This window comes from Vibrio sp. JPW-9-11-11 (assembly GCF_013369335.1).
GTDB lineage: Bacteria > Pseudomonadota > Gammaproteobacteria > Enterobacterales > Vibrionaceae > Vibrio.
Map to the genome: position 1 here is coordinate 1 of NZ_SZQJ01000002.1, position 25,819 is coordinate 25,819.

Annotated in this window: 23 protein-coding genes, 1 tRNA gene and 2 rRNA genes; 16 read left to right on the forward strand and 10 right to left on the reverse strand. The window is 48.5% G+C overall.

The genetic code is table 11. The annotated features are described in order from the left end of the window. The 3 genes from FCU94_RS00910 to FCU94_RS00920 form a co-directional block, all read left to right on the forward strand. Positions 1-102 (forward strand): 23S ribosomal RNA (locus FCU94_RS00910); the annotation flags it as partial. Positions 103-193: 91 nt separating this feature from the next. Further along, positions 194-309 (forward strand): 5S ribosomal RNA (gene rrf / locus FCU94_RS00915). 68 nt (positions 310-377) lie between these two features. Further along, positions 378-454 (forward strand) — tRNA-Asp (locus FCU94_RS00920). Between the two features lie 240 nt (positions 455-694). Here the strand turns inward: FCU94_RS00920 and glpX are convergent. After that, complete coding sequence (gene glpX / locus FCU94_RS00925; RefSeq protein WP_176286708.1) at positions 695-1,702, reverse strand: class II fructose-bisphosphatase; 1,008 nt, start codon at positions 1,700-1,702, stop codon at positions 695-697. A gap of 315 nt (positions 1,703-2,017) precedes the next feature. Here glpX and zapB point away from each other — a divergent pair, with 315 nt between their 5' ends. Beyond that, entirely contained in the window at positions 2,018-2,260 is a 243-nt protein-coding gene (zapB, locus tag FCU94_RS00930) for a cell division protein ZapB (RefSeq protein WP_176286709.1), read from the forward strand. 69 nt (positions 2,261-2,329) lie between these two features. On the opposite strand, the gene metF is transcribed toward zapB, so the two are convergent. From metF to FCU94_RS00945, 3 genes are all read right to left on the reverse strand, one after another. Beyond that, positions 2,330-3,220 (reverse strand): methylenetetrahydrofolate reductase, encoded by an 891-nt coding sequence (metF, locus tag FCU94_RS00935; RefSeq protein ID WP_176286710.1) that lies wholly within the window; start codon positions 3,218-3,220, stop codon positions 2,330-2,332. 224 nt (positions 3,221-3,444) lie between these two features. Beyond that, a complete protein-coding gene (locus FCU94_RS00940) occupies positions 3,445-5,859 on the reverse strand; it encodes a bifunctional aspartate kinase/homoserine dehydrogenase II (protein WP_176286711.1) in 2,415 nt (804 codons plus the stop codon). Further along, a complete protein-coding gene (locus FCU94_RS00945; protein WP_176286712.1) occupies positions 5,859-7,025 on the reverse strand; it encodes an O-succinylhomoserine (thiol)-lyase in 1,167 nt (388 codons plus the stop codon). The genes FCU94_RS00940 and FCU94_RS00945 overlap by 1 nt, the downstream gene beginning before the upstream one ends. Before the next feature lie 215 nt (positions 7,026-7,240). Here FCU94_RS00945 and metJ point away from each other — a divergent pair, with 215 nt between their 5' ends. Continuing rightward, the gene (gene metJ, locus FCU94_RS00950; RefSeq protein ID WP_176286713.1) at positions 7,241-7,558 is read left to right on the forward strand and encodes a met regulon transcriptional regulator MetJ; all 318 of its coding nucleotides are present in this window, start codon (positions 7,241-7,243) and stop codon (positions 7,556-7,558) included. A gap of 84 nt (positions 7,559-7,642) precedes the next feature. Here metJ and FCU94_RS00955 read toward each other — a convergent pair whose 3' ends face one another. Then, positions 7,643-8,920 carry a malic enzyme-like NAD(P)-binding protein gene (locus FCU94_RS00955; protein ID WP_176286714.1) on the reverse strand — a complete coding sequence of 426 codons (1,278 nt, stop codon included), beginning with the start codon at positions 8,918-8,920 and terminating at the stop codon, positions 7,643-7,645. A 260-nt stretch (positions 8,921-9,180) separates the two neighbouring features. Beyond that, complete coding sequence (gene rpmE, locus FCU94_RS00960) at positions 9,181-9,399, reverse strand: 50S ribosomal protein L31 (RefSeq protein WP_176286715.1); 219 nt, start codon at positions 9,397-9,399, stop codon at positions 9,181-9,183. A gap of 280 nt (positions 9,400-9,679) precedes the next feature. On the opposite strand from rpmE, the gene priA reads away from it, so the two are divergent. From priA to FCU94_RS00990, 6 genes are all read left to right on the forward strand, one after another. Further along, on the forward strand, positions 9,680-11,881 hold the full coding sequence (gene priA / locus FCU94_RS00965) for a primosomal protein N' (protein WP_176286716.1): 2,202 nt from the start codon (positions 9,680-9,682) through the stop codon (positions 11,879-11,881). 351 nt (positions 11,882-12,232) lie between these two features. After that, complete coding sequence (gene cytR, locus FCU94_RS00970) at positions 12,233-13,240, forward strand: DNA-binding transcriptional regulator CytR (protein WP_176286717.1); 1,008 nt, start codon at positions 12,233-12,235, stop codon at positions 13,238-13,240. A gap of 117 nt (positions 13,241-13,357) precedes the next feature. Beyond that, positions 13,358-13,906 carry an SPOR domain-containing protein gene (locus FCU94_RS00975; RefSeq protein WP_176286718.1) on the forward strand — a complete coding sequence of 183 codons (549 nt, stop codon included), beginning with the start codon at positions 13,358-13,360 and terminating at the stop codon, positions 13,904-13,906. 135 nt (positions 13,907-14,041) lie between these two features. Further along, entirely contained in the window at positions 14,042-14,584 is a 543-nt protein-coding gene (gene hslV / locus FCU94_RS00980; RefSeq protein ID WP_176286719.1) for an ATP-dependent protease subunit HslV, read from the forward strand. 41 nt (positions 14,585-14,625) lie between these two features. Further along, positions 14,626-15,960, forward strand: coding sequence for an HslU--HslV peptidase ATPase subunit (gene hslU / locus FCU94_RS00985; RefSeq protein WP_176286720.1), 1,335 nt, complete (start codon positions 14,626-14,628; stop codon positions 15,958-15,960). Between the two features lie 234 nt (positions 15,961-16,194). Further along, entirely contained in the window at positions 16,195-17,598 is a 1,404-nt protein-coding gene (locus tag FCU94_RS00990) for an SPFH domain-containing protein (protein WP_176286721.1), read from the forward strand. A gap of 56 nt (positions 17,599-17,654) precedes the next feature. Here the strand turns inward: FCU94_RS00990 and frdD are convergent, their stop codons facing one another. The 4 genes from frdD to frdA are packed head-to-tail and all read right to left on the reverse strand — an operon-like array spanning position 17,655 to position 20,994. After that, positions 17,655-18,032 carry a fumarate reductase subunit FrdD gene (gene frdD / locus FCU94_RS00995; protein WP_176286722.1) on the reverse strand — a complete coding sequence of 126 codons (378 nt, stop codon included), beginning with the start codon at positions 18,030-18,032 and terminating at the stop codon, positions 17,655-17,657. A 12-nt stretch (positions 18,033-18,044) separates the two neighbouring features. After that, on the reverse strand, positions 18,045-18,428 hold the full coding sequence (frdC, locus tag FCU94_RS01000; protein WP_176286723.1) for a fumarate reductase subunit FrdC: 384 nt from the start codon (positions 18,426-18,428) through the stop codon (positions 18,045-18,047). A gap of 2 nt (positions 18,429-18,430) precedes the next feature. Continuing rightward, positions 18,431-19,189 carry a succinate dehydrogenase/fumarate reductase iron-sulfur subunit gene (locus FCU94_RS01005; RefSeq protein WP_176286724.1) on the reverse strand — a complete coding sequence of 253 codons (759 nt, stop codon included), beginning with the start codon at positions 19,187-19,189 and terminating at the stop codon, positions 18,431-18,433. Beyond that, positions 19,189-20,994, reverse strand: a complete 1,806-nt coding sequence (gene frdA, locus FCU94_RS01010; RefSeq protein ID WP_176286725.1) for a fumarate reductase (quinol) flavoprotein subunit — start codon at positions 20,992-20,994, stop codon at positions 19,189-19,191. Before frdA ends, FCU94_RS01005 begins: the two co-directional genes overlap by 1 nt. Before the next feature lie 440 nt (positions 20,995-21,434). On the opposite strand from frdA, the gene epmA reads away from it, so the two are divergent. The 5 genes from epmA to cysE all read left to right on the forward strand — a co-directional run bounded on the left by epmA (position 21,435) and on the right by cysE (position 25,697). Next, positions 21,435-22,406 carry an elongation factor P--(R)-beta-lysine ligase gene (gene epmA / locus FCU94_RS01015; RefSeq protein ID WP_176286726.1) on the forward strand — a complete coding sequence of 324 codons (972 nt, stop codon included), beginning with the start codon at positions 21,435-21,437 and terminating at the stop codon, positions 22,404-22,406. A 144-nt stretch (positions 22,407-22,550) separates the two neighbouring features. Continuing rightward, positions 22,551-22,985, forward strand: a complete 435-nt coding sequence (locus FCU94_RS01020; RefSeq protein WP_176286727.1) for a rhodanese-like domain-containing protein — start codon at positions 22,551-22,553, stop codon at positions 22,983-22,985. 160 nt (positions 22,986-23,145) lie between these two features. Continuing rightward, complete coding sequence (gene secB / locus FCU94_RS01025) at positions 23,146-23,613, forward strand: protein-export chaperone SecB (RefSeq protein WP_176286728.1); 468 nt, start codon at positions 23,146-23,148, stop codon at positions 23,611-23,613. A 183-nt stretch (positions 23,614-23,796) separates the two neighbouring features. After that, the gene (gpsA, locus tag FCU94_RS01030) at positions 23,797-24,828 is read left to right on the forward strand and encodes an NAD(P)H-dependent glycerol-3-phosphate dehydrogenase (RefSeq protein ID WP_176286729.1); all 1,032 of its coding nucleotides are present in this window, start codon (positions 23,797-23,799) and stop codon (positions 24,826-24,828) included. Between the two features lie 47 nt (positions 24,829-24,875). Continuing rightward, on the forward strand, positions 24,876-25,697 hold the full coding sequence (cysE, locus tag FCU94_RS01035) for a serine O-acetyltransferase (RefSeq protein WP_176286730.1): 822 nt from the start codon (positions 24,876-24,878) through the stop codon (positions 25,695-25,697). The last annotated feature ends 122 nt before the right edge of the window (positions 25,698-25,819 follow it).

A 25,819-nucleotide genomic window follows, 5' to 3' on the forward strand; every position in this document is an offset into this window, starting at 1 on the left:
GTCCTAAAGGGTTGTTCGAGACTAGAACGTTGATAGGCAGGGTGTGTAAGCGTTGTGAGGCGTTGAGCTAACCTGTACTAATTGCCCGTGAGGCTTAACCATACAACACCCAAAGGGTTTTGATGGACTCAAAGCAAGAACAGATTTGAATGTGTAGAGAACACAATAACAGCTTTCCGAATTAAAGAATTTGCTTGGCGACCATAGCGATTTGGACCCACCTGATTCCATGCCGAACTCAGAAGTGAAACGAATTAGCGCCGATGGTAGTGTGGGGTTTCCCCATGTGAGAGTAGGACATCGCCAGGCTTACATTTCGTTTTTAGATTTTAGAAAAATCTAAAGGCAAAAGCTTAGACTTAGAGTCTAACCAGTGCGGAGCGGTAGTTCAGTTGGTTAGAATACCGGCCTGTCACGCCGGGGGTCGCGGGTTCGAGTCCCGTCCGCTCCGCCACTTATTCCAGACCTCAGCAGAAATGCTGAGGTCTTTTCGTTTCTATCAGGTTATTTTGGTCTTCGACCAACGAGTCCCGGTTGCCTGCACCCCCAGCCGTCCGCCACTTATTTAGAAAGCCAGTCTTAGGACTGGCTTTTGTCGTTTTAAAGCACATAATGCCCACAACGCGCTGTACCTATACCCAGATAACAAAAAGGCCAGCAACAGCTGACCTTATATCGACTTGATATTTCCCTGTTAAAGGATAAAGTCTCTGACCTCAGGATCTTTACGCTCTAAGTAGTGAGTCGATTTGATACGGCGAATAGTACGACAACGGCCACGAATTAGCAGGGTTTCCGTAGTCGCGATATTGCCTTGACGAGCAATCCCCTCCAATAAGTCACCCTTAGTAATGCCGGTCGCCGAGAAAATAACGTTGTCGCTGCGAGCCATGTCTTCCATTGCAAGTACCACGTTTGCTTGAACGCCCATCTCTTCACAACGTTTGAGCTCAGCAGCGCCAAAAATTCGATTTTCTTCGTTATCACCTTTGACTTCATGGCGTGGTAGTAATCGTCCATGCATATCGCCATCAAGAGCTCGGATCACCGCGGCAGAAACAACGCCTTCTGGAGCGCCGCCGATGCAGTACATTGCATCCACTTCGCTATCGGGCATACACGTTAAAATAGATGCCGCAACGTCACCATCTGGTACAGCAAATACTCGCACTCCCATGGCTTGCATTTCGGCAATAACATCGTCATGGCGAGGTTTAGCTAGGGTGATGACCACTAATGTATCGATAGATTTGTTAAGTGCAGCGGCAATGTTCTCTAAGTTTTCTTTGAGTGGCTTGTTAAGGTCGATGCAGCCTTTAGCTCCTGGGCCGACGACCAACTTCTCCATGTACATGTCAGGTGCTTTTAGAAAGCTGCCTTTTTCTCCGGCTGCCAATACGGCTAGTGCATTGGATTGGCCCATAGCGGTCATTCGCGTACCTTCAATAGGATCGACTGCGATATCTACTGCGTCGCCGCCAAGGCCAACTTGTTCTCCGATGTAAAGCATAGGTGCATCATCGATTTCGCCTTCACCAATCACAATTTCGCCGCTGATCTCGGTTTTGTTCAATAGGCTACGCATGACTTCTACGGCGGCACCGTCTGCGGCATTCTTGTCGCCGCGGCCAAGCCATTTATATCCTGCAAGGGCAGCGCCTTCGGTAACTCGAGAAAAGGCCATTGCTAAATCGCGTTTCATGATGACTCCAATATAAAGGGGAAAGAGAGAATTTGAATCGGCGGAATTTTAGCATATCAAAAAGGAAACGTTTGCTTTTTTGACGCTCGAGCCATTGAACTGGATCAATCATACTGGTTAAATTGGGGCTCAACGTCTCTCAACACCAACGAAGTTAGGGTATTGTCAATTTGCGCTGGATTTTTAATCGAATGGTGCAAAAACTACAATATAGGGAGTGTTTCTCTGCTCTTGCCTGAGTAGAATGGTAAGTAAATAAGGTTTTGGTCACCGATGATCAAAACTCTTCTCAGAATAACCTATAGGTAGGCTAAGATGTCTTTTGAAGTACTAGAACAATTAGAAGCAAAAATTCAAACTGCTGTTGATACAATCGCCCTTTTACAGATGGAAGTGGAAGAGTTAAAAGAAGAGAAAGAGCAGCTAGCTGCGGAAGCCAATGAACTGCGTAGCAGTCGAGAAGAGCTAGAGCAGAAAACACAGCAAATGCAGCAAGAGCATACGGCTTGGCAAGAACGCATCCGTAACCTGCTGGGTAAGATGGACGAAGTCGAGTAATCATCGCTCCCTCAAATAACAAAAGGCTGAACTTAGGTTCAGCCTTTTTCGTTCATATTCTAAAACACTTTATACTTGAGGACGCACGCCCAAAGTATGACAAAGTGCGTAGGTCATTTCGGCACGGTTTAAAGTGTAGAAGTGGAAATCTTTGACTCCTTCACGACTCAAGATGCGCACCATGTCAATGGCTTGGCTGGCGCCAACCAGTTGGCGAGTGGTAGGGTCATCATCTAGACCTTCAAACTGCTTAGCCATCCAGCCTGGTACTTTCACCGCATTTTGCGCCGCAAAGCGAGAAGCCTGTTTGAAGTTCGAGACTGGCAGAATGCCCGGTACGATTTCGACATCGATTCCTGCGGCGACACAGCGGTCACGAAAGCGTAGATAGCTTTCAACATCAAAAAAGAACTGAGTGATAGCTCGGTTTGCGCCAGCGTCGACTTTTCGTTTTAAGTTCAGTAGGTCTGCCTGAGCACTTTTGGCTTCAGGATGGACTTCTGGGAAAGCAGCGACGGAGATGTCAAAGTCATGGCGCGCTTTTAATAGCTCTACTAAGTCAGAGGCGTACATATCTGGTTGACCACCACCAGGTGGGATGTCACCACGTAGCGCGACAATATTTTGGATACCGTTGGCCCAGTAATCGTCTGCGATTTGGATCAGTTCTTCTCGGGATGCGTCAATACAGGTTAAGTGCGGGGCGGCAACCAAGCCAGTATTGGCTTTAATTTCTTTGATGATCGAGTGCGTTCTATCTCGCTCTCCTGAGTTTGCCCCATAGGTAACAGAAACAAACTTAGGCTTGAGATCTTTTAGACGGTGCACGGAGTTCCACAGTGTTTCTTCCATTTTTTCGTTACTTGGCGGAAAAAACTCAAATGACACATTAATATTGTCAGACAGTTCAGCAATATTCTGATTTAAAGCGTCGATATGACTGGCGTGTGTGTATCCCATCTTACTCTCTCCCTGTGGCAGCCCTGCCAACAAACTGTAATCTTAAATCGACGTTTAGACGTCTATATGTCTACAGAATGTATTGAATACGTTTTAAAGTCAACTCTGTCAGCATGAACTTTCCTCAAGTTAATAATGAGAGGTTTTCAACTTAATGATGAGCTCGTGCAGACTTTGTTTGAGTGAAAAAAAAGCGCTAGGTTAATACTAGCGCCTTGGCGTTGTTAAAGAAGACTAGAAAGCAAGTTAAGATCCGACTGAATCGCGCCTGCGGTCACCTCTCGACCCGCGCCAGGGCCTCGAATAACCAGTGGATTGTCTTTGTACCATTTACTCTCTATAGCAAAAATATTGTCACAGGGAAGCAGGTTCGCGAGTGCATGCTCTTTGCTGAGTGCCTCTACCCCAACCGTGGCTTTGCCGTTTTTCTCTAGGCGGGCAACATAACGTAGAACCTTGTCTTCACGCTGCGCCTTTTGCAGCCGCTCTGCGAGTAGCTCACTGAGAAGTTGGCTGTTATCAAAAAACTCATCGAGCGATAGCTCAGTCAGCTCATTGGGCACTAAGCTTTCGACTTTGACCGCTTCGGGCTCAAGTGCTAAGCCTGATTCACGTGCGAGGATGACTAATTTGCGCATCACATCCGAACCATCAAGATCGCTTCTTGGGTCGGGTTCGGTGAGGCCTTGTTGCCAGGCGAGATCGACCAGTTCTGCAAAAGGCACGCTGCCATCATATTGTTGAAATAGCCAAGATAAGGTGCCAGAAAAGATACCGGATAATGCCGTAATATCATCACCACTTTCACGCAGATCTCGGACCGTGTGATTAATCGGCAAGCCTGCGCCAACCGTCGCGTTATAGAGCCAGTGTCGATTGATCTTAGCAAAGGCATCTTGTACCTGATGATAATACTGACTTGATGCTGAACCTGCGACCTTATTGGCCGATATGAGATGCATTCCTTGCTCGGCTATTTCCAGGTAGCGACCTGCGAGATCTTTGCTTGCAGTGACATCGAGTACGACTAAATCATCGTAACCCTGCAGCGCGCCCAGCTTAGCAATCCAGTCGCCGTCTTGATGACTCACGGCTTCTTCATCGAAATGAGCGTTGACTTGAGCTGCATCTATTCCTGCTGGATTAAACCAGTATGTTTGGCTATCAATTACGGCGACCAGCTCGAAGTTCATCCCATGGCGCTTTTCTAGCTCGGTTTTTTGTTCGCTAAACAGAGTTAGCCAACTTGAGCCGATGTTCCCTTTGCCACATAAGGCGATAGCGACACGCTTCTGTGCTTGAAAGAGCTGACTGTGAATCGACTTCACCAGTGGATTGGTATCTGTTTGGCGTAATACCGCCACTAAGCTCAAGCCTGAGAGCGATTCAGAGATGAACTCGACTGGTGCGTTTTTGAGTTGTTGGTAAAAACCATAGCAGTGATTCGGGTTTTTGGTTACACCAGCGCCAACCGCGGCCACCATAGCGTAACCCTCTTTGAGTTTTAGCTCAGCTTCAAAAGCGACGTCTTGCAGGTGCTCTAGTGCGCCCCCGACGATTTCATTGGTATAGGCTAGGTTTATACGATGCTTGTCGGGTTGGACCTCATAGGTGAGAGGTTCAAGTTGTGCGCGTTTGAGGCTCGCTAATACTTCGCGTTCAACGCGTTCAAAGTTGTGGCCGGCGGCGAAACTCAATTGGATCAGCAGGACTTCATCAAGAGAAGAAATGATCTTGGCTCCACGTCCTGATGCCAGCACGCGTTCAATGCGAGTCGACCCTGATTCGGGTTGATAGCTACAACGCAGGTGAAGGTCCATGGCGCTTTGGGCGACGGGCTGCAGCGTGCGACTGTGCAACACAGGGGCGGCTAGGCGAGCCAGTTCACTGGCTTCATCAAGTCGAAGTAGCGGCAGTAAACAAGCATCGCTGACCAGCCTTGGGTCGGCGCTGTATACGCCCGCGACATCACTCCAGATGGTCACACGATTAACTTCAGCGAGCGCGCCAATTACGGTGGCAGAATAGTCTGAGCCATTGCGGCCAAGTAACACAGTGTGCCCTTGCATGTCTTGAGCCATAAAGCCGGTGATCACCACACGATGATGCGCATGCTGAACAAGGGTTTCTTTCATCAGCGGGTAAGAGCTACCGAAGTCAACTTCTGGTTGTGTTCCTGGCTCGGCGCGTAAAAATGCGCGCGCATCTTGCGCGACCGAGGCTAATCCCATTTGATTCAGCAAGGCGGCCAGTAGACGTGAAGACCATACTTCGCCATGCCCAAGCACGGCTGCTTTGTCAGCGTCGGTTAGGGGAGCGGTCAACTCGCCGAGCGTGCTGAATTCATCGTGTAGTGTCGCTAGTAACTGCTGCTGAGCGTCGCCCTCGATGAGAGATTCGATCAGTTCGGACTGATATTGACGCAAGGATTGCAAAGCCTCGTGGGCAAGTCGGCCATCTTTATGCAGCGCTTCAACAAAGGCAATCAATCGGTTGGTGGTTTTTCCTGCGGCAGACACGACGACTAAGTCGTCACTATTTGAGTATTCTCTCAAGATGCCGGCGACGCGTTGATAGCAATCTGGGTCAGCGAGGCTGCTGCCACCAAATTTATGCAGTTGGCGAGGTGTGACAGACATTATTGCACCTCCTTCACGGCCTTAAAGGCTTGCTTTAGGTCATCGATGAGGTCTTCGCTGTCTTCTAAGCCGACAGAGAGGCGCAGCAAGAGTTGAGAAATCCCCGCTTCCGCTAGTGCGACGTCACCCATTGCTCGGTGAGTCATAGAGGCTGGGTGGCAAATAAGGCTCTCAACGCCACCCAGTGATTCGGCTAAAGAGAATAGTTCAAGCTGGCCGACAAAGGCTTTTAGCTGGTCAAAGCTGCCTGCAAACTCAAAGCTAAGCATAGAGCCAAAGCCACTCTGTTGTTTCTTGGCAATCTCATGCCCTGGGTGCTCGGGAAGGCTTGGGTGATAGATGGTGCCGACCAAAGGCTCGCTTTGCAGATAGTGTAAAATGGCATTGGCACTTTCTTCGTGCGCTTTCATTCTCGCGCCTAAGGTACGGATTCCACGCAGAGTCATATAGCTATCAAAAGGCGTTCCTGTCGCACCTAGGCAGTTGCCCCACCAGGCGAGCTCTTCAGCATGTTGCTCGGTTTTGGTAATCACCACACCGCCGATAACGTCGGAGTGGCCATTGATGTACTTGGTCGTAGAATGGATAACAAAATCGGCGCCAAGCTCGAGAGGCTTTTGGAACACGGGAGTCAAGAAAGTGTTATCGACCGCCACCAGTGCCCCAACTTGATGAGCTTGCTGACAGACTTGTTCGATGTCGACCACACGCACAAGTGGGTTGGATGGGGTTTCGAGTAACACTAGTTTCGGCTTTTGGCTCAATGCCTCGGCGAGGGCTTGTGGATCTGATTGGTCGATAAATCGGACTTTGAAATCCCCTTTATTCGCTCGCGTGTTAAACAGACGATAGGTGCCGCCATAACAGTCGTGAGGGGCGACAATTAAATCTTGAGGCCCTAAGAATGCCGATACCCAAAGGTTGAGTGCCGATGTTCCGCAGTTGGTCACCACCGCGCCTTTGCCAGATTCGAGCTCGTAAAGCGCGGTTTCTAGTAGTCCACGATTAGGATTACCTGAGCGGGTATAGTCATATTTTGGTACTTCCCCAAACGCAGGGAAACCATAGTTCGTCGAGAGGTAAATCGGTGGAACAACGGCGTGATGTTGAGTGTCTGACTCGATACCAGTACGTACCGCGATTGTGGCTGGTTTGCGGGTGCTCATAGGTGTTTCCTTTCGAACGATCGTGACTTGTTGTGGGTAATACGCTATACCTGAACGGGTAAAAACAGCGTTTCCTGCTCCATATCTCCCCACTTTACTTGCCAAAAATGCGGACGTCAACACTTCTAGACGTCCATATGTCTTTGCTTGTGGACATAAATCCCGCTAAAATTGCGGTTTCTAATTTTAAACACAATTATTTACAAAGGTGCGCAATGGCAGACTGGAATGGCGAATACATTAGCCCATACGCTGAGCATGGAAAAAAAAGTGAACAAGTAAAGAAGATTACGGTTTCTATTCCATTGAAAGTATTGAAGGTTTTAACTGATGAGCGTACACGTCGTCAGATCAATAACCTGCGCCACGCGACCAACAGCGAACTGCTGTGTGAAGCGTTTTTGCATGCGTACACTGGGCAGCCTCTACCAACGGACGAAGACTTGCGTAAAGATCGCCCGGATGATATTCCGGCAGAAGTAAAAAAACTGATGACCGAAATGGGCATCGAGTTTGAAGCATTTGACGAATAAGATAGATCGCACCTCATTTTTCGCTTCTCGCCCAATAAAAAAACCGCTGTATCAAACAGCGGTTTTTTTGCAAATGGTGCACGCTTACTCGGCCATGTAGTTTTCTGGCATTTCGATACGTGCCACACCTGAATCAACGGCAGCTTGAGCCACCGCTTTAGCGACTCGAGGTAGCAGCCTTGGGTCCATTGGCTTCGGAATGATGTAATCTGGACCAAAAGAGAGCGCGTCACTGCCTGAAGCTGTCAGTACTTCAGCAGGGACCTCTTCTTTGGCTAGCTGACGAATCGCTTCGACGGCGGCAAGTTTCATCTCATCATTGATTTCACTGGCGCGTACATCGAGTGCACCGCGGAAAATGAATGGGAAACACAACACGTTGTTGACTTGGTTTGGGTAGTCACTGCGGCCGGTGCCCATAATTAGGTCTTGGCGAACTTGCAGAGCAAGCTCTGGTTTGATCTCTGGATCTGGGTTTGAGCAAGCAAAGACCACAGGTTTTTCAGCCATCAGTGCCAGCGCTTCAGGAGCAAGCAGGTTCGGGCCGGATACGCCGAGGAACAGGTCAGCACCTTCAATCACATCTTCTAACGTACGTTTGTCAGTGTTGTTGGCAAACAGTTGTTTGTACTCGTTTAAGTCATCACGACGAGTGTGAATCACGCCTTTACGGTCAAGCATGTAGATTTTCTCACGCATAGCGCCACATTTGATCAGTAGCTCCATACATGCAACCGCGGCTGCGCCTGCGCCTAAACATACGATCGTTGCGTCTTGTAGTTTCTTTCCTTGTAACTCAATCGCGTTCAGCATACCTGCAGCCGTTACAATCGCGGTACCGTGTTGATCGTCGTGGAAAACAGGCACATCACAACGCTCGATTAACTGCTTTTCAATCTCAAAACAGTCAGGGGCTTTGATGTCTTCAAGGTTGATGCCACCAAAGGTATCTGCAATGTTGGCGACAGTATCAACAAACTCTTCGATAGTGCGGTGTTTCACTTCAATATCAATCGAATCAAGACCTGCAAAGCGCTTAAATAGCAGTGCTTTACCTTCCATCACAGGCTTTGATGCCATTGGGCCTAGATTACCTAAACCAAGAATCGCCGTGCCGTTAGAGATAACCGCAACCATGTTACCTTTCGCAGTGTACTTGTAGACGTTATCAACATTTTGCGCGATTTCGCGTACGGGTTCGGCCACACCTGGGCTATAAGCGAGAGCAAGGTCGTTTGCTGTCTCAGCTGGCGTGGTGAGTTCGACCGAAATTTTGCCTGGGGTAGGGTAGGCATGGTAATCCAATGCGTGTTGACGAAATTGTTCTTCGGGGGATAGTTCTTGACGATTGTCATCAGACATAGGTGTAGGTACTCGTTAATCGTTATAAGGAAAGGGGAAATCCATTTTAGAGTAACTAAGTCAAGCTGCATAGGTCAGAATGCGAGCGGAAGCAATAAAAAGTTGTAAAAGTCGGCTGATAAGACCAGATCTCAAGAGATATCGCTAGGTCGCCAGGCAGTGAATAACACAATGCTCTGATTACTCGCTGAGAACCCTATTATAGGCAACAAAAAAGGACGCCTAAGCGTCCTTTTCTTGATTCGATATCTAAGCAGTCATTACTTCTTGCTTGATAGAGCACCGAAACGCTTGTTGAAGCGATCAACACGGCCGCCTGTATCAACGATACGTTGCTTACCAGTGTAGAATGGGTGACATTTGTCACACACGTCTAGGTGGATAGAATCTTTGTCTAGCGTTGAGTTGAACTCAAACGAGTTGCCGCAAGAACAAGTTGCTTTTACAGCTTTGTATTCTGGGTGGATACCAGCTTTCATGGGAGAACCTCTGAATATAGGCCGTGTCGCTATCCGATGCTAAGCCGGACACCACACGTAGTTAATAAAAATTGCTTGGACACCGCTGCCACTTGGCAAGCCATATCACTAAGGCGCGATATAGTAATGAATCGTGGCACAGGGATCAACCCGTTAGCGAAGAAAACTGCTACTTTTTTAGCCGCAAGAGGCATTGAGTTACCTGGCGGTGTCTCTTTCTTGTCTAAGGCTTTTCCCTTAGACTAATCGACGTTCCCTCTCCAAGAGCTTGATAGCCACTATGCGACCAACAATTGCTCGAGTTGCCTTACCCGTACCACTCGATAAACAATTTGACTATCTGATTCCCAACCATCTGTTTCCTGTTATTGGTGGGCGTGTCTCTGTGCCATTTGGTCGTCAAACTCTCGTGGGGATTGTGACTGTATTGACCCACGAGTCACAGTTTGATCAAAGCAAGCTTAAACCGATCCAGCAAGTGTTAGACAGTCAACCCGTATGGCCGCAAACGCTCTACTCGTTATTGCAGTGGTGTAGTCACTTTTATCAATATCCTCTCGGCGATACGCTGTTCAACGCGATGCCGAGTGCGCTGCGCAAAGGTAAGCCTGCGGATTTTGCTACTTTGGTTTCTTGGCGATTAACCAGCCAGGGTCGCGATCAACTGATGCAGGGCTTTGGTCGAGCGATAAAGCAGGCTAAGGTCATGCATATGCTAGAAGCTGGACCCGTTGCGCACCAAGCGTTTATCGATCAAGAGGTCGGGTCATCGGTGCTTAAAACGTTGACAGAAAAAGGCTGGATTGAATCGGTTGAACAGAAACCAGAGGCGAGTCAATGGCCGCAAGATATTGAAGCTATGGTCGATAAACCAAAGCTTAATGCAGAGCAAGCGGTGGCGATTGCGACGGTTAACAGTGGTGAGGGCTTTGGCTGTTATTTGCTCGAAGGGGTGACTGGCTCGGGTAAAACCGAAGTTTATCTCAATCTTATCAAACCGGTACTTGAGAAAGGCGCCCAAGCGCTGGTGTTGGTGCCTGAAATAGGGCTAACGCCACAAACCATCAATCGCTTTAAAAAGCGATTCAATGTCCCCGTAGAAGTGATTCACTCTGGGCTCAATGAAACCGAACGCTTGAATGCTTGGCTGAGTGCCCGAGATAAAGCCGCAGGTATCGTTATCGGTACCCGTTCAGCGCTACTAACGCCGTTTGCCAACCTCGGCATTATTATCGTGGATGAAGAGCACGACGCCTCATACAAACAGCAAGACAGCTTGCGCTATCATGCCCGCGATGTGGCGGTCATGCGCGCGAGTAAAGAGCAGATCCCGATTGTCCTGGGCTCTGCGACCCCCGCGCTCGAGACCCTATACAATGCGTTAGCCGGTAAATATCATCATTTAGTCCTGAGTGCGCGAGCGGGCAATGCGACCGCGACCACTAACAAAGTGCTGGATGTAAAAGGGCTCTATTTGGAAAGCGGTTTATCGGCGCCTTTGATTGCCGAGATGCGCAAACATCTCAGCGCTGGCAATCAGGTGATGTTGTTTCTCAATCGACGCGGTTTTTCGCCAGCATTAATGTGCCATGATTGTGGATGGATTGCTGAATGCAAGCGATGTGATGCCTATTACACCTACCATCAACATAGTAACGAGATCCGTTGTCATCATTGCGGTTCGCAGCAACCCATCATTCATCAATGCCAAGGCTGTGGCTCGACCCATTTAGTGACTGTCGGGGTAGGGACAGAACAGCTCGAACAGCAATTAGCAGAGCTGTTTCCTGATTACAAAACAATACGTATCGATCGTGATAGCACACGGCGCAAAGGCAGCTTAGAAAGCGCGTTGGAGTCTATTCGCCGTGGCGACTATCAAATCCTGATCGGTACCCAAATGCTGGCCAAAGGCCATCACTTTCCTGACGTAACCTTAGTCGCGTTATTGGATGTGGACGGCTCTCTCTATAGTAGTGATTTCCGTGCTTCTGAGCGCTTAGCGCAGCTGTTCATTCAAGTAGCAGGTCGAGCAGGCCGTGCGAGTAAACCGGGAGAGGTGATTTTACAAACTCACCATCCTGAGCACAGTTTACTTCAAGCCCTGCTCAATAAAAGCTACCGTCATTTTGCTGAAACCGCTTTACAAGAGCGCAAGGTGGCTCAGTTACCGCCTTTCTCATTTTTGACTTTGTTTCGCGCGGAGGCCAATCAGTCCGAGCTGGTGGAAGCGTTTTTACGTCAAGTGCGCCATACCTTAGAATCGCATCCGCTTTTTGACCATGGATGCCAAGTGCTAGGACCGACGCCAGCGCCATTAGCGAAGCGAGCGGGTAAGTTCCGTTGGCAGTTACTGCTACAAACCGAGAGCCGCCCCGTGATGCAAAAGCTGTTAACCAGTGCTAAGCCGGCCATTGCGTTGTTACCCCATGCTAAAAAAGTGCGTTGGACACTCGATATCGAGCCGCAAGACTTGAGCTAGTCATTTGCGCATCGGGTGGCATACTTGATCGACGGCGCGGCTAAATCATCACTACAGCGTTCCCTATGCACAGCTTTTTCATTTATTTGTGATGTTCGTCACCTACCGACCACTAATTTTGTTAAATCTCCCGTAACTTTGCGTTGTGAAATGAATACACTAGGTGAGTTACAATGCATTGTTTTTACATCATACTTTGCAAGTTAAACGATTGCTTAAGGCAAGTAATTAGAAGATAGGTTGTAGCCTGCAATTTCGTGCGTTCGGTTTTGCACTGAAGACATGATGTTTTATTTAGAGGCTTGGGTGGCATTGGCTACCGGATCGGAATATTTAAGAGGTTAGTAAACTATGGCGACAATGAAGGATGTTGCCCAGCTTGCGGGAGTTTCGACAGCGACGGTTTCACGTGCGCTAATGAATCCGGAAAAAGTATCATCAGCGACGAGAAAACGAGTAGAAGACGCTGTTTTAGAAGCTGGATATTCACCAAATTCGTTGGCAAGGAATCTGCGCCGCAACGAATCCAAAACGATCATCGCGATCATTCCTGACATCTGTGATCCTTATTACACTGAAATCATTCGCGGCATTGAAGACGCGGCGATGGAGCACGGCTATATCGTGCTACTCGGGGATAGTGGACAGCAGAAAAAACGGGAGAGTTCTTTTGTGAACTTAGTGTTCACCAAGCAAGCCGACGGCATGTTGTTGCTCGGAACCGACCTTCCCTTTGATGTCAGTAAACCTGAGCAGAAAAATTTACCCCCTATGGTCATGGCGTGTGAGTATGCGCCTGAACTTGAACTTCCTACGGTGCATATCGATAACTTGACCTCGGCGTTTGAAGCGGTCAACTATCTGACTCAAATGGGGCATAAGCGCATCGCAGAAATATCGGGGCCGCAGGCAGCTGCCTTGTGTAATTTCCGCCAGCAAGGTTACCAGCAAGCGCTGCGCCGAGCGGGCGTGACTATGAACCCGAACTATCGTGCGTTTGGCGATTTCACCTTTGAATCGGGAGCCCGTGCTGTACGACAGTTGTTGTCGTTGCATGAGCCGCCTACCGCTATTTTCTGTCACAATGATGCGATGGCGATTGGTGCTATTCAAGAAGCGAAAAAACTAGGCATTCGAGTGCCACACGATCTGTCGGTGGTTGGTTTCGATGATATTCAGTTCGCGCAGTACTGCGATCCACCGTTAACGACGATTTCGCAGCCTCGTTACGAAATTGGCCGCCAAGCGATGCTAATGATGCTTGAGCTATTGCGCGGCCACGACGTGCGGGCAGGGTCGCGTTTACTTGAGACGACCCTGGTGGTTCGTGATAGTGCGGCACCACCACGTATCGTATAGCTAGATTAAAACCAAGCGGCGCATTTTGATGCGCCGCTTCCATTTCAATACTGTCATCGGGTAGCAATCTGCTTTAACATATCGCTCAGTTGTAATTTATTTCATTGATATTCAGTCGTGGCCAATCGAGATTATGTAAAAAGAGGGCGTGGCACTACTAGCCGCAAGCCAGCTAAAAAGAAAACTACACCACGTGGTAAACCATGGCGCAGTGGTCTATTGGCCGTGTTGTTAGTGGCCGCCTTTGGTTATGGGTTGTATTTGCTCAGTCAAGACCCTGAGCCACCGACACCTGTGACTCAGCCGGTGAAACCAAAGCCGAAACCTAAACCGAAAACGACCTTGCCTCCACCACCGGAAGAAAAGTGGGATTATGTTGAATCGCTGCCGAGTCGTGAAGTCGAAGTCCAAGCCAAAGAACAAGTGGTTTCTGACATTCCTTATATCATGCAGTGCGGCGCGTTTAAGAACGCAAAAGACGCTGAATCGCGCAAGCTTGATATTGCGTTCCAAGGTATCAACAGCAAGATTCGTAAAAAAGAAAACAGCAGTTGGTATCGCGTGGTTCTTGGCCCTTATAAGTTCAAGCGCGATGCAGAACGTGACAAGCACAAACTGCAGCGGGCTAAGATAGAGCCGTGTGCGATTTGGAAAGAAGCACAATAAATTGACGAAATAACGAACCCTAGCGGGTTCGTTTTTTTTCGGGCGCTGCTACTCCCTGCCTTCCCCTTGAATTCCCATTTCGTCAGCCTCATATTGTTTCTATCACTGAATCAAAATTATTATGAGGCCCTACTCGTGACTACCATTGTATCTGTACGTCGTAATAACAAAGTCGTCATCGCTGGTGATGGACAAGTGTCGCTAGGTAACACAGTAATGAAGGGCAATGCGCGCAAAGTGCGTCGCCTTTACAACAATAAAGTACTGGCAGGCTTTGCGGGTGGTACTGCAGACGCGTTTACCCTATTTGAGCGCTTTGAAAGCAAACTGCAAATGCACCAGGGCCATTTAACCAAAGCGGCGGTTGAACTGGCGAAAGATTGGCGTAGTGACCGTGCTTTGAGAAAGTTGGAAGCTTTGCTTGCGGTGGCCGATGAAACGGCCTCATTGATCATCACGGGTAACGGCGATGTGGTGCAGCCAGAAAACGATCTGATTGCGATTGGTTCTGGCGGTAACTTTGCTCAGGCTGCCGCAACCGCACTATTAGAAAATACCGATTTAGATGCGCGTGAAATCGCGGAGAAGTCACTCAAAATCGCGGGTGATATTTGTGTCTTCACCAACCATCATCACACTATTGAAGAACTAGAAACCTCTGCCGAACACGCTGAGTAAAACCAAAAATAGTGGTCACCAAATTTTTAAGGAACTGAATTATGTCTGAAATGACACCTCGTGAAATTGTCCACGAACTTAATCGCCATATTATTGGTCAAGAAAAAGCCAAACGTTCGGTCGCCATTGCTCTGCGTAACCGCTGGCGCCGCATGCAGCTTGAAGAGAGTTTGCGTGTTGAGGTTACCCCAAAAAATATTCTAATGATTGGCCCAACCGGTGTGGGTAAAACCGAGATTGCGCGTCGCTTGGCGAAGCTGGCTAATGCCCCGTTTATTAAAGTGGAAGCGACTAAGTTTACCGAAGTGGGTTATGTGGGTAAGGAAGTGGAAACCATTATCCGTGACCTGACCGACGTGGCGATCAAAATGACTCACCAGCAGGCGATGGAAAAAGTGAAGTTCCGCGCCGAAGAGCAGGCAGAGGAACGTATTTTAGATGCACTATTGCCGCCAGCGCGTGACGCTTGGGGTCAAAACGAACAGCAAGACGACACGGCTTCGAACACGCGCCAAGTGTTCCGTAAGAAGCTACGTGAAGGCAAGCTAGACGACAAAGAGATAGAGATTGATGTGGCCGCGCCACAAATGGGCGTAGAGATCATGGCGCCTCCTGGTATGGAAGAGATGACCAACCAGCTGCAAGGCATGTTCCAAAACCTAGCGGGTGATACCAAGAAGAAGCGCAAACTTAAAATCAAAGATGCGTTCAAGGCATTGACGGAAGAAGAAGCAGCTAAGCTGGTCAATCAAGAAGAGTTGAAAGAGCAAGCCATCTACAATGTTGAGAACAACGGTATCGTATTTATCGATGAAATCGACAAGATTTGTAAGCGTGGTGAGAGCTCGGGTCCGGATGTGTCTCGTGAGGGGGTGCAACGTGATCTGCTACCGTTGATTGAGGGGAGCACAGTGTCGACCAAGCACGGTATGGTCAAAACGGATCACATTCTGTTTGTTGCATCAGGCGCTTTCCAAGTGGCTAAACCATCGGATTTGATTCCGGAGCTACAAGGTCGTCTGCCAATTCGTGTTGAGTTGGAAGCGTTATCAAGCCATGACTTCAAGCGTATTCTGACTGAACCCAAAGCGTCTTTGACCGAGCAGTACATAGCACTGATGAAAACAGAACAGGTCGATATCGAGTTTACCGACGAAGGCATTACACAGATTGCTGAAGCGGCGTGGACAGTCAACGAAACCACGGAAAATATCGGTGCTCGTCGCCTGCATACAGTGATGGAACGTCTAATGGATGAGATTTCATTTGATGCGACTGACAAAGCAGGCACCAAGCTGGTTATTGATGATCAGTATGTGAAGACACGCCTTGGTGAATTTGTTGAAGACGAAGACCTGAGTCGCTTCATTCTTTAATCGCATTCAACGCGCCCCTTATTAATTGAGCCGACCTTAGTGTCGGCTTTTTTGATCTCTGCTCTCTCTCATTGCCAATGTGAATTATTCGGGAATAACTCACAAATTTAATCAATCTTTCGATTATTCCTTTGTCTTATATTTTGTTACATTTGGTTGTGTTGAAGAGTTACTAGCAACATCTTGTTTTTGAATGGTTTATGTAACTCAATCAACATTAAATGGAGAAAAACAATGAATGATCTTGGCTTAGGACAAAGCTCAAAGGTGGAGAAACGACGTCAGACTCTTCACCGCACGCTTAGAGCAGCGGTATATGGTGTTCCGTTGCTTGCCTTGGGGTTAACCGTGAATAGCTCGGTATTGATGACAGACGCTGGCTACAGCTATGTACACCAAAACAATATGACGGGTGAGCTGGATGTGTTTACCGAACCCGGTATTCACTTTCGTATGCCATTTCTGTCAAAGATAACCAAGTACGACCAGGTGATTACCGTTTCATTCGGTAATAGCAAAGGTGAAGATTTCTATCAGCGCCTTGACCCAGTGCAAGTTCGCTTTGCGGACACCTACATCGGTCAGATCCCGGTGACATTTCGCTTCAAGTTGAGTAACGACCCTCAAGCAATGATAAAAATGCACCGAGAGTTTCGTAATAACAGCAACTTGATTGATGCGTTACTGGTTAAAAATGCCCGCAATGTGACCGTGATCACCGCGACACAATACACAGGTGAGGAGTTTTTCCAAGGTGGTTTGAACCAGTTCAAGTCGAAGCTAGGTGACCAGCTACGGAATGGAATTTACACCACCGAGCGTCGTCAAGTGGAGGTGGAAGAGTTGGATTTAGCCCCGGTTGGCGTCGACCAGTCGAATGCCAACCAACTGCAACGGACCAATCAGTTGGTGTGGAAAACCGTGCCAGTGCTTGATGTTTCGGGCCAACCGGTACGTCAGGACAATCCGCTGCAGCAGTACGGTATTCAAGTGACGCAGGTAACGATAGGCGATCCTCAACCCGAGAAGCAGCTTGACCAGTTGCTGGCAGATAAAAAACGTCTCGTGGCTGATCGAATTCGTGCGATTCAAGAGCAAGAAACGTCGAAGGCACAAGCCGAGACCGAGCAGCTACGTAAAGAGATTCAACGTACTCGCGAAGTGCAGGATGCTCAGCGCCAGAAAGAGCTAGCGATTATCTCTCAGCAAAAAGAGGTCGAAGTCGCGCGTCAAATTGCAGAGCGTGAAATTGTCGAGGTAGAGAAGACCAAACGCTTGGCTGAAGTCGACAAAGAGAAAGAACTGGCGATCGCTGAAGCGAACTTAGCGATTCAAAAAGCCAATGCACTTTCGGCTGAATTCGAAGCGAAAGCGATTCTTGAAAAAGGGCGTGCTGAGGCGGAAATACTAAAAGCTAAGTATGCGGCTCTAGGTGCTAACCGCGAAGTCTATTTGGCCGAGTTGAATCGAGATGTTGCGAATTCGCTCTACAACAATCTGCAGAACTTCCAAGTGCAGATGCCCCAAAACTACATTGGTGGTGGGGACCAAAGCGGGTTGACCACAAATCTGGATGTGATTACTGGATTTGGTGCTCTTGGTTTGATGGATCAAACTAAAAAGGTGGTGCAAAACTAACGTTTTGACCAATAAAAAAAGCTGGCATCGGCCAGCTTTTTCTTTATGTCGTTGGACTAGATCATCGCAATAAAAATTACCGCGAGGGCGGAGATCAAACCTGCGAAGGCATAACACGCCACTTTACCGACGATGCCTGTGTGGAATTTCAGATCGTGCATACCATGATGAACTCGGTGCATGGCGTGCCACATCGGCAAGGCTAAAGTTGCGATAATGAACAGTGCTCCGATGATGCTGGTGGCGAAGTCTGCGACGCGCTCATAGCTTAGCGACTCAGGATCAATGATGCCAAGTGGCGCAAGCACACCGAGAACCAAAATGGTGACGGGTGTTATCATGGCAAACCAAGTGCCGCCCGCACCAAACAATCCCCACCAAATGGGTTCGTCGGAGCGGTTGGGTGTTCTGTTTACAGAGTAGTTGGGTTTCATCGTTACTGCTCCTTACACCACGATAAGTACAATGAGGGAAATAAAGGCCACTGCCGCCCATTGAGTCAGAACAATGATCTTCTTATCAATCGGCTTGCCTTTCAGGCGAATCGGCATGACTTGCGGCATCATGCTGAAAAACGTTTGGGCATGAAGTAGGCTACCTAGTAGCGCGACGATATTGATCGCCACAACAATAGGGTTGGCCATAAAGTCTAACCAGGTTTGCCAAGCTTGCGGACCTTTCACTAACGCGCCTAACCCGACGGTTAAGAACAAGGTAAATAGGACTAGTGGCAGCACGGTCGCTTCACGTAGCATGTAGAAGCGGTAAAAAGGATGATCTTTCCACCAAGTGCGTTTCATTTCACGAACGTAAGGTTTGCGGTTACTCATCCTTATGCCTCCTCTTTGACCGGCTTGCCATCAGGCTTAAGCATTGCGATAACAAAATCCATTGAAGATTCGACTTTGCCTTGGTTTACCGCTGCTGCTGGGTCTACGTTTTTCGGACAAACCTCAGAACAGTAGCCAACGAAAGTACAACCCCAAGCGCCATTTTCGCCATTGATCAGTTGCATACGTTCGGCTTTACCATTGTCACGGCTATCGAGATTGTAACGGTGTGCCAGTGTCAGTGCGGCTGGGCCAATGAACTCAGGGTTGAGACCAAACTGTGGACAGGCTGCGTAGCACAGGCCGCAGTTAATACAGCCCGCAAACTGTTTGTATTTCGCCATTTGCTCTGGCGTTTGCAAGTTGGTGCCGTCTTCTGGTTTGCGATCGTTACCAATGATGTAAGGTTTAATCGCTTCGAGACGTTCGATAAACGGCGTCATATCGACAATCAAATCTTTTTCGATTGGGAAGTTCGCTAATGGTTCGATTTTCACACCATTTGGGTAGTCACGTAAGAAGCTCTTACACGCCAGTTTAGGTACGCCGTTGACCATCACACCACACGAGCCACAAATTGCCATGCGACAAGACCAACGGTAAGAGAGGTCTTTGTCTAGGTTATCTTTGATATAACCAATGGCGTCGAGGATTGACATGGTTTCATCGAAAGGCACTTCGAAGGTTTGTAAATGCGGCTCTGCGTCTTTTTCTGGGTCGTAACGCAGAATATCGACTTTCTGAATACGGTTGGCTGACATTATGCTTGCTCCTCTGCGTTCTTCGCTGCTTCTTCTGCTGCGGCTTTTTCAGCGGCTTCACCGTAGAGACGTGCTTTAGGTTGCGACTTAGTGATTGTCACCTTGCTATAGTCGATACTTGGCGCCGCGTCTTGCTTGAAGAATGCGAGAGAGTGTTTAAGGAAGTTAACATCATCACGCTCTGTGCAACCTTCATCAAGACGTTGGTGCGCACCGCGAGATTCTTTGCGTAGAATCGCAGAGTGCACCATGGCTTCTGCGACTTCTAAGCCGTAACCGACTTCGATTGCGTAGAGCAGGTCGGTATTGAACACCTTGCCCTTATCTTTAATGCTGATGCGCTTGTAACGCTCTTTGAGCTCAGTGATCTTATCAATGGTCGCTTGCATCAGGTCTTCTTGGCGGTAGATACCGCAACCGGCTTCCATGGTGTGACCCATTTCAGTGCGGATATCGGCCCAGTTCTCATCACCTTCTTGATTCATCAAGGCTTGGATACGTGCTTCAACCGCTTTCACTTGCGCTTCAATTGCAGCTTCATTCCAGCCTTTGAATTCAGCCGCGCGTTGAACCGCCTGTTCACCCGCTACGCGACCAAATACCACGAACTCGGCGAGTGAGTTGGAGCCGAGACGGTTGGCCCCGTGTAAACCAACGGAAGCACATTCACCCACGGCGAATAAGCCTTTAATACGCGTTTCACACTCGCCATTGGTCTCGATTCCCCCCATGGTGTAGTGAACCGTCGGACGAATTGGAATCGGCTCTTTGGCGGGATCAACGTTAACGTAGGCTTTCGCCAGTTCACAAATAAATGGTAGGCGTTCTTGAAGATACTCTTCACCGAGATGGCGAAGGTCGAGATGTACGACGTCACCTAGCGCATGCTTGATGGTGTTGCCTTTCTGTTGTTCGTGCCAGAATGCCTGCGAAACCTTGTCGCGTGGACCGAGTTCCATGTATTTGTTCTTGGGTTGACCCACGGGCGTTTCAGGGCCCATGCCATAGTCTTGCAAGTAACGGTAACCATTTTTGTTGACGATGATACCGCCTTCACCGCGACACCCTTCCGTCATCAAGATGCCGGTACCGGGTAGGCCAGTTGGGTGATATTGAACGAACTCCATATCGCGTAGTGGTACGCCGTGACGATACGCCATCGCCATGCCGTCACCAGTCACAATACCGCCGTTGGTGTTACAGTGATAAACACGACCTGCGCCACCAGTGGCCAGTACCACAGACTTGGCTTTAATCGTGACCAATTCACCTTCAGACATGTGAATTGCGATCAAGCCCTGTACCTCACCGTCGTCTACGATTAGATCAACGACAAAGTATTCGTCAAAGCGCTTGATGTTCTGATACTTCATTGATGTCTGGAATAGGGTATGAAGCATATGGAAGCCAGTTTTGTCAGCGGCAAACCAAGTGCGCTCAACCTTCATGCCACCAAAGCGACGGACGTTGACTTCGCCGTTTTCTTTACGACTCCATGGGCAGCCCCACTGCTCCATCTGGATCATTTCTCGAGTCGCATTTTCTACAAAATATTCAACGACATCCTGTTCGCATAGCCAGTCACCACCACCGACAGTGTCGTTAAAGTGATTGTCTAAGCTATCTTCATCCTTGATAACTGCTGCTGAGCCACCCTCTGCAGCCACGGTGTGGGAACGCATTGGATAAACTTTGGAAATCAGTGCGACTTCTAAGTCAGGGTTTGCTTCAGCTGCTGCAATAGCAGTACGAAGACCAGCGCCGCCTGCGCCGATGACTGCGATATCTGTGATGATAGTTTGCACAGTTATCCTCCAGTGTGAAATTGCGGAGTAACCCGCTTGTTATAGTTAAAGGGCGACCTGCGTTTTGCTTGTTACCAAGTGGGCAGGGCGTTTAAGTCCCCAAAAGTGTTAGGGTTAGTGTAGAAGAGCTGATATGTAGAAAAATTGATGTAATTGGGTTTTTGCATCAGTAATGCATGCAAGGGCATAAAAAATATAGGTTATGTGACTGTAATCACGCAGGAAAATACAATGAACTAAATGATGTTCGGCGCGCTTGTTACTGGCTTGTTACACACTATTTCTCGGGCAGATAGCGCGAGATTGAGATCATGTAAATTTAATTGTAGTACGAAAAAAACTGGCTTCAGATTGGCTCGGTGTTAGCGGCATGATTCCGCTAGGAAAACTGCAGCAAAATTGCTATGTTCGCCGTGTGATTGAATGATGAGATTGAGAGTATGACTACTGATTGGCAACCCACCGCGTCTATTGCGCAGCTTCGTCAGCGTGCAGGGATTATCCGTCAAATTCGTGATTTTTTTAATCAGCGCAATGTACTTGAAGTGGACACGCCGGCCATGAGCCACGCGACTGTGACCGACATTCATCTCCACACGTTTCAGACAGAGTTTGTCGGGCCTGGTTACGCCCAAGGTCGTAAACTCTATTTTATGACCAGCCCTGAGTTCCACATGAAGCGTTTATTGGCCGCAGGGAGTGGCTGTATTTATCAAATCAACAAAGCGTTTCGCAACGAAGAGAGTGGGCGTTATCACAACCCTGAGTTTACTATGCTCGAGTGGTATCGGGTTGGCTTCAACCACCATCAACTGATGGATGAGATGGATGCATTATTGCAACGGGTTCTGCAGTGCGGGTTAGCCCAGCGGATGACGTATCAACAAGCGTTCATTGATGTGTTGGGCGTCTGCCCGCTAGAAGGGTCAATGCTGGCGTTGAAACAAGCAGCGGCAACGCTTGGCTTGAGTGACATTGCCGAGCCTGAGCAAGACCGCGATACCTTGTTGCAACTGCTTTTTAGTGTTGGGGTTGAAGCGAAGATTGGTCAGGATGTGCCCGCATTTGTCTACGACTTTCCTGCTTCACAAGCTGCTTTGGCGAGAATGAATCCTAGCGACTCTAGAGTAGCAGAACGTTTTGAAGTCTATTTCAAAGGTATCGAACTGGCGAACGGCTTTCATGAACTGGATAACTGGCAAGAGCAGTTGGCTCGTTTTGAACAAGACAACGCGAAACGTATCGACATGGGGTTAGAGCCACAGCCGATTGACCATCATCTTATCGCTGCATTGAAAGCGGGATTGCCAGAGTGTTCAGGTGTTGCACTTGGGATCGATCGCTTGGTTATGCTGGCGGTCGGTTGTGATCATATCGATCAAATTACCGCCTTTCCTTTTCCGCGCGCCTAGAGAAATGTGCAACAGATTCTTATTCTGAGTGCTTTTGACTCGCGTAGCCTCTTTATCCTCGTTATACTCCCAATCTGAATTTTAGCCTAGTGCTGCTGATTTCCACACAGTTGGCAAGCAGCGCTATTATCGAGAGCACAGGACATGCAAGAGTATATCGCATTTTTTCAAGAGAACATGATTCTCTCTCTGGTTTGGGTTGGTCTATTGATCGCCCTAATTATGAATATCGTTAAATCAACGACGGCGGCCTACAAAGAGATCACCGCGGCGCAAACCACACAACTGATGAACCGTGAAAATGGTGTGGTTGTCGATATCCGCAGCAAAGATGAGTTCCGTAAAGGTCATATTACCGATGCAGTTCACATTTTGCCGTCTGATATCAAAGCGGGTAATTTTGCCAGCCTTGAAAACCACAAATCCGACCCAATCATTGTGGTATGTAAGTCGGGTCAAACCGCACAAGAGAGTGCTAACTTATTGGCGAAAGCAGGCTTTGAGAACGTCAACTTGCTGAAGAATGGTTTGGTTGCTTGGAGTGAAGCGAACATGCCATTGGTGAAAGGGAAGAAGTAATTCAACCTCACCCGATACTTTAAGCGCTGATTGAAAAGTCAGCGTTTGTTTTAGAGAGATGTGAAGAGTTCCACGAATTTCATTGGAAACCTAGTCATAGTCACCGCTCTCGGTTAGTCTCGATGCAGACTATTTATTGCAGGATTAAAGGATTTTTAAAATGGCTGAAGCAGCACCACAACAAGACGCGCAAAACTTCGCAATTCAACGTATTTTCCTAAAAGACGTCTCTTTCGAAGCGCCAAACTCACCAGATATGTTCCAAAAAGAGTGGAACCCTGACGTGAAGCTAGACCTAGACACGCAAAGCCGTGAGCTGGGCGAAGGTGTTTATGAAGTGGTTCTACGCCTAACGGTGACAGTGAAGAATGCAGAAGACACCGCTTTCCTATGTGAAGTACAACAAGGTGGTATTTTCACCGCAGATAACATGGAAGCGGGCCAGCTAGCTCATTGTCTGGGCGCATTCTGCCCGAACATCCTGTTCCCATACGCACGCGAAACAATTTCAAGCCTAGTTGTGAAAGGAACTTTCCCACAGCTTAACCTAGCGCCAGTCAACTTTGACGCTCTGTTTATGAACTACCTGCAGCAGCAAGCTCAGCAAGAAGATCAAGCAGAAGCGTAATGACTGCATCACTCTCGGCATTGGCTTAGAGAGTTGGTACAAAATGCACAGAGCGTCACACGTATGATGCACTGTGCATTTTTTATTTGTATTTATATCACTGGGCGTTTGTTGCTACTCTTTAGCTCACAGAGCGAGAGACTATCCACAAAATTCTAGTCTTGATCAGAACCAGGCGGAACAATGAAAGATAAGACCAATAATGGCTACAACAAAGAGATTGCCATGACAGTACTGGGAGCGGGCTCGTACGGCACCTCCTTAGCTATCTCTCTGGCACGTAATGGTGCCAACGTAGTAATTTGGGGCCATGAACCAGAACATATGGCTCGGTTAGAAGCTGACCGTGCCAACCATGAATTTTTACCTGGTATCGAATTTCCGGAGTCATTGATTGTCGAATCGGACTTAGAGAAAGCCGTTCAAGCCAGTCGAGATCTGTTGGTCGTGGTGCCAAGCCATGTGTTTGGCATTGTGCTGAATAACGTCAAGCCGTTTTTGAACGATGACTCACGAATTTGCTGGGCGACCAAAGGGTTAGAGCCAGAAACAGGGCGACTGCTCAAAGAGGTCGCACACGATATTCTTGGTGATGGCTACTCTCTGGCGGTGTTATCCGGACCAACGTTTGCGAAAGAGCTTGCGATGGGCATGCCAACCGCCATTTCCGTGGCTTCGCCTGACGCTCAATTTGTGGCGGAGCTGCAAGAAAAAATCCACTGTAGTAAGACCTTCCGTGTTTACGCCAACAGCGATTTTATCGGTATGCAGTTAGGCGGTGCGGTGAAGAACGTTATCGCAATTGGCGCCGGAATGTCTGATGGCATTGGCTTTGGTGCCAATGCACGCACCGCACTGATTACTCGAGGCCTCGCCGAAATGACGCGTTTGGGGGCGGCGCTGGGGGCTCAGCCAGAAACGTTTATGGGCATGGCGGGTCTGGGCGACTTAGTGTTGACTTGTACTGATAACCAGTCACGAAACCGCCGCTTTGGCTTGGCGCTTGGGCAGGGGAAAGATGTCGATACCGCGCAACAAGAAATTGGCCAAGTGGTGGAAGGGTATCGCAATACCAAAGAGGTCTATTTGCTCGCTGAACGCATGGGGGTGGAAATGCCCATTGTTGACCAAATATATCAAGTATTGTATCAAGATAAAGATGCCCATTTGGCCGCGCGAGATCTGTTAGCGCGCGACAAAAGAGCCGAAGCCTAAAGAACGTAGTGACACTGGTCGAGGATTGACCAGTGCTAGGGAATACCATGAAACATTGTGAAAAACAGAAGGTATGGCAAACCATTGTTCGAGAAGCTCGCGAGCTGTCCGAACAGGAGCCAATGTTAGCAAGCTTCTACCACGCGACCATTATTAAGCATGATAGCTTAAGTGCGGCACTGAGTTATATTCTCGCCAATAAACTCAAGACGGCATCCATGCCGGCTATGGCGGTACGCGAGGTAGTAGAAGAAGCGTTAAACGCTGATCCGAGTATTAGCGCCTCGGCGGCTTGCGATATTTGTGCGACGGTTAACCGCGACCCTGCTGTTGCAATGTATTCTATGCCACTTTTGTATCTCAAAGGTTACCATGCCTTACAAGGTTACCGAGTGGCGAACTGGTTGTGGAAACAAGGACGAATCGCCCTTGCCACCTATCTGCAAAACCAAATTTCGGTTGCCTGTCAGGTCGACATTCATCCCGCGGCGCGTATTGGCCGTGGCATCATGCTCGACCATGCGACAGGTATTGTGATTGGTGAGACGGCTGTGGTTGAAGACGATGTTTCCATTCTTCAAGACGTGACTCTGGGCGGTACAGGTAAAGAGTGCGGTGACCGCCACCCGAAAATTCGCGAGGGTGTCATGATTGGCGCTGGGGCTAAAATTCTCGGTAATATTGAAGTCGGTGAAGGGGCTAAAATTGGCTCTTGTTCAGTGGTGCTTCAGCCTGTGCCTCCACACACCACGGTGGCTGGAGTGCCTGCGAAGATTGTGGGCCGGCCGAAAACAGAGAAACCTTCTCTCGATATGGACCAACAGTTTAATGGTCGCTCACAGAGCTTTATTGGCGGTGACGGTATATAGCGTCGACAACGCTTAGCTTCGAGATCGGACTTCGCCCTTTGAGAGCCGGCGGAGCTGTCATTCCATAGAGTGATGAAGGAGCGAGTAGGGAATCTCTAAGGTTGTCTACTTGCTCAAAGAGA

Excerpts from the sequence above, each read along its gene's own strand:
- glpX (WP_176286708.1), bottom strand. The coding sequence starts at position 1,702 with ATGAAACGCGATTTAGCAATGGCCTTTTCTCGAGTTACCGAAGGCGCT.
- zapB (WP_176286709.1), top strand. The coding sequence starts at position 2,018 with ATGTCTTTTGAAGTACTAGAACAATTAGAAGCAAAAATTCAAACTGCT.
- metF (WP_176286710.1), bottom strand. The coding sequence starts at position 3,220 with ATGGGATACACACACGCCAGTCATATCGACGCTTTAAATCAGAATATT.
- FCU94_RS00940 (WP_176286711.1), bottom strand. The coding sequence starts at position 5,859 with ATGTCTGTCACACCTCGCCAACTGCATAAATTTGGTGGCAGCAGCCTC.
- FCU94_RS00945 (WP_176286712.1), bottom strand. The coding sequence starts at position 7,025 with ATGAGCACCCGCAAACCAGCCACAATCGCGGTACGTACTGGTATCGAG.
- metJ (WP_176286713.1), top strand. The coding sequence starts at position 7,241 with ATGGCAGACTGGAATGGCGAATACATTAGCCCATACGCTGAGCATGGA.
- FCU94_RS00955 (WP_176286714.1), bottom strand. The coding sequence starts at position 8,920 with ATGTCTGATGACAATCGTCAAGAACTATCCCCCGAAGAACAATTTCGT.
- rpmE (WP_176286715.1), bottom strand. The coding sequence starts at position 9,399 with ATGAAAGCTGGTATCCACCCAGAATACAAAGCTGTAAAAGCAACTTGT.
- priA (WP_176286716.1), top strand. The coding sequence starts at position 9,680 with ATGCGACCAACAATTGCTCGAGTTGCCTTACCCGTACCACTCGATAAA.
- cytR (WP_176286717.1), top strand. The coding sequence starts at position 12,233 with ATGGCGACAATGAAGGATGTTGCCCAGCTTGCGGGAGTTTCGACAGCG.
- hslU (WP_176286720.1), top strand. The coding sequence starts at position 14,626 with ATGTCTGAAATGACACCTCGTGAAATTGTCCACGAACTTAATCGCCAT.
- FCU94_RS00990 (WP_176286721.1), top strand. The coding sequence starts at position 16,195 with ATGAATGATCTTGGCTTAGGACAAAGCTCAAAGGTGGAGAAACGACGT.
- frdD (WP_176286722.1), bottom strand. The coding sequence starts at position 18,032 with ATGAAACCCAACTACTCTGTAAACAGAACACCCAACCGCTCCGACGAA.
- frdC (WP_176286723.1), bottom strand. The coding sequence starts at position 18,428 with ATGAGTAACCGCAAACCTTACGTTCGTGAAATGAAACGCACTTGGTGG.
- FCU94_RS01005 (WP_176286724.1), bottom strand. The coding sequence starts at position 19,189 with ATGTCAGCCAACCGTATTCAGAAAGTCGATATTCTGCGTTACGACCCA.
- epmA (WP_176286726.1), top strand. The coding sequence starts at position 21,435 with ATGACTACTGATTGGCAACCCACCGCGTCTATTGCGCAGCTTCGTCAG.
- FCU94_RS01020 (WP_176286727.1), top strand. The coding sequence starts at position 22,551 with ATGCAAGAGTATATCGCATTTTTTCAAGAGAACATGATTCTCTCTCTG.
- secB (WP_176286728.1), top strand. The coding sequence starts at position 23,146 with ATGGCTGAAGCAGCACCACAACAAGACGCGCAAAACTTCGCAATTCAA.
- gpsA (WP_176286729.1), top strand. The coding sequence starts at position 23,797 with ATGAAAGATAAGACCAATAATGGCTACAACAAAGAGATTGCCATGACA.
- cysE (WP_176286730.1), top strand. The coding sequence starts at position 24,876 with ATGAAACATTGTGAAAAACAGAAGGTATGGCAAACCATTGTTCGAGAA.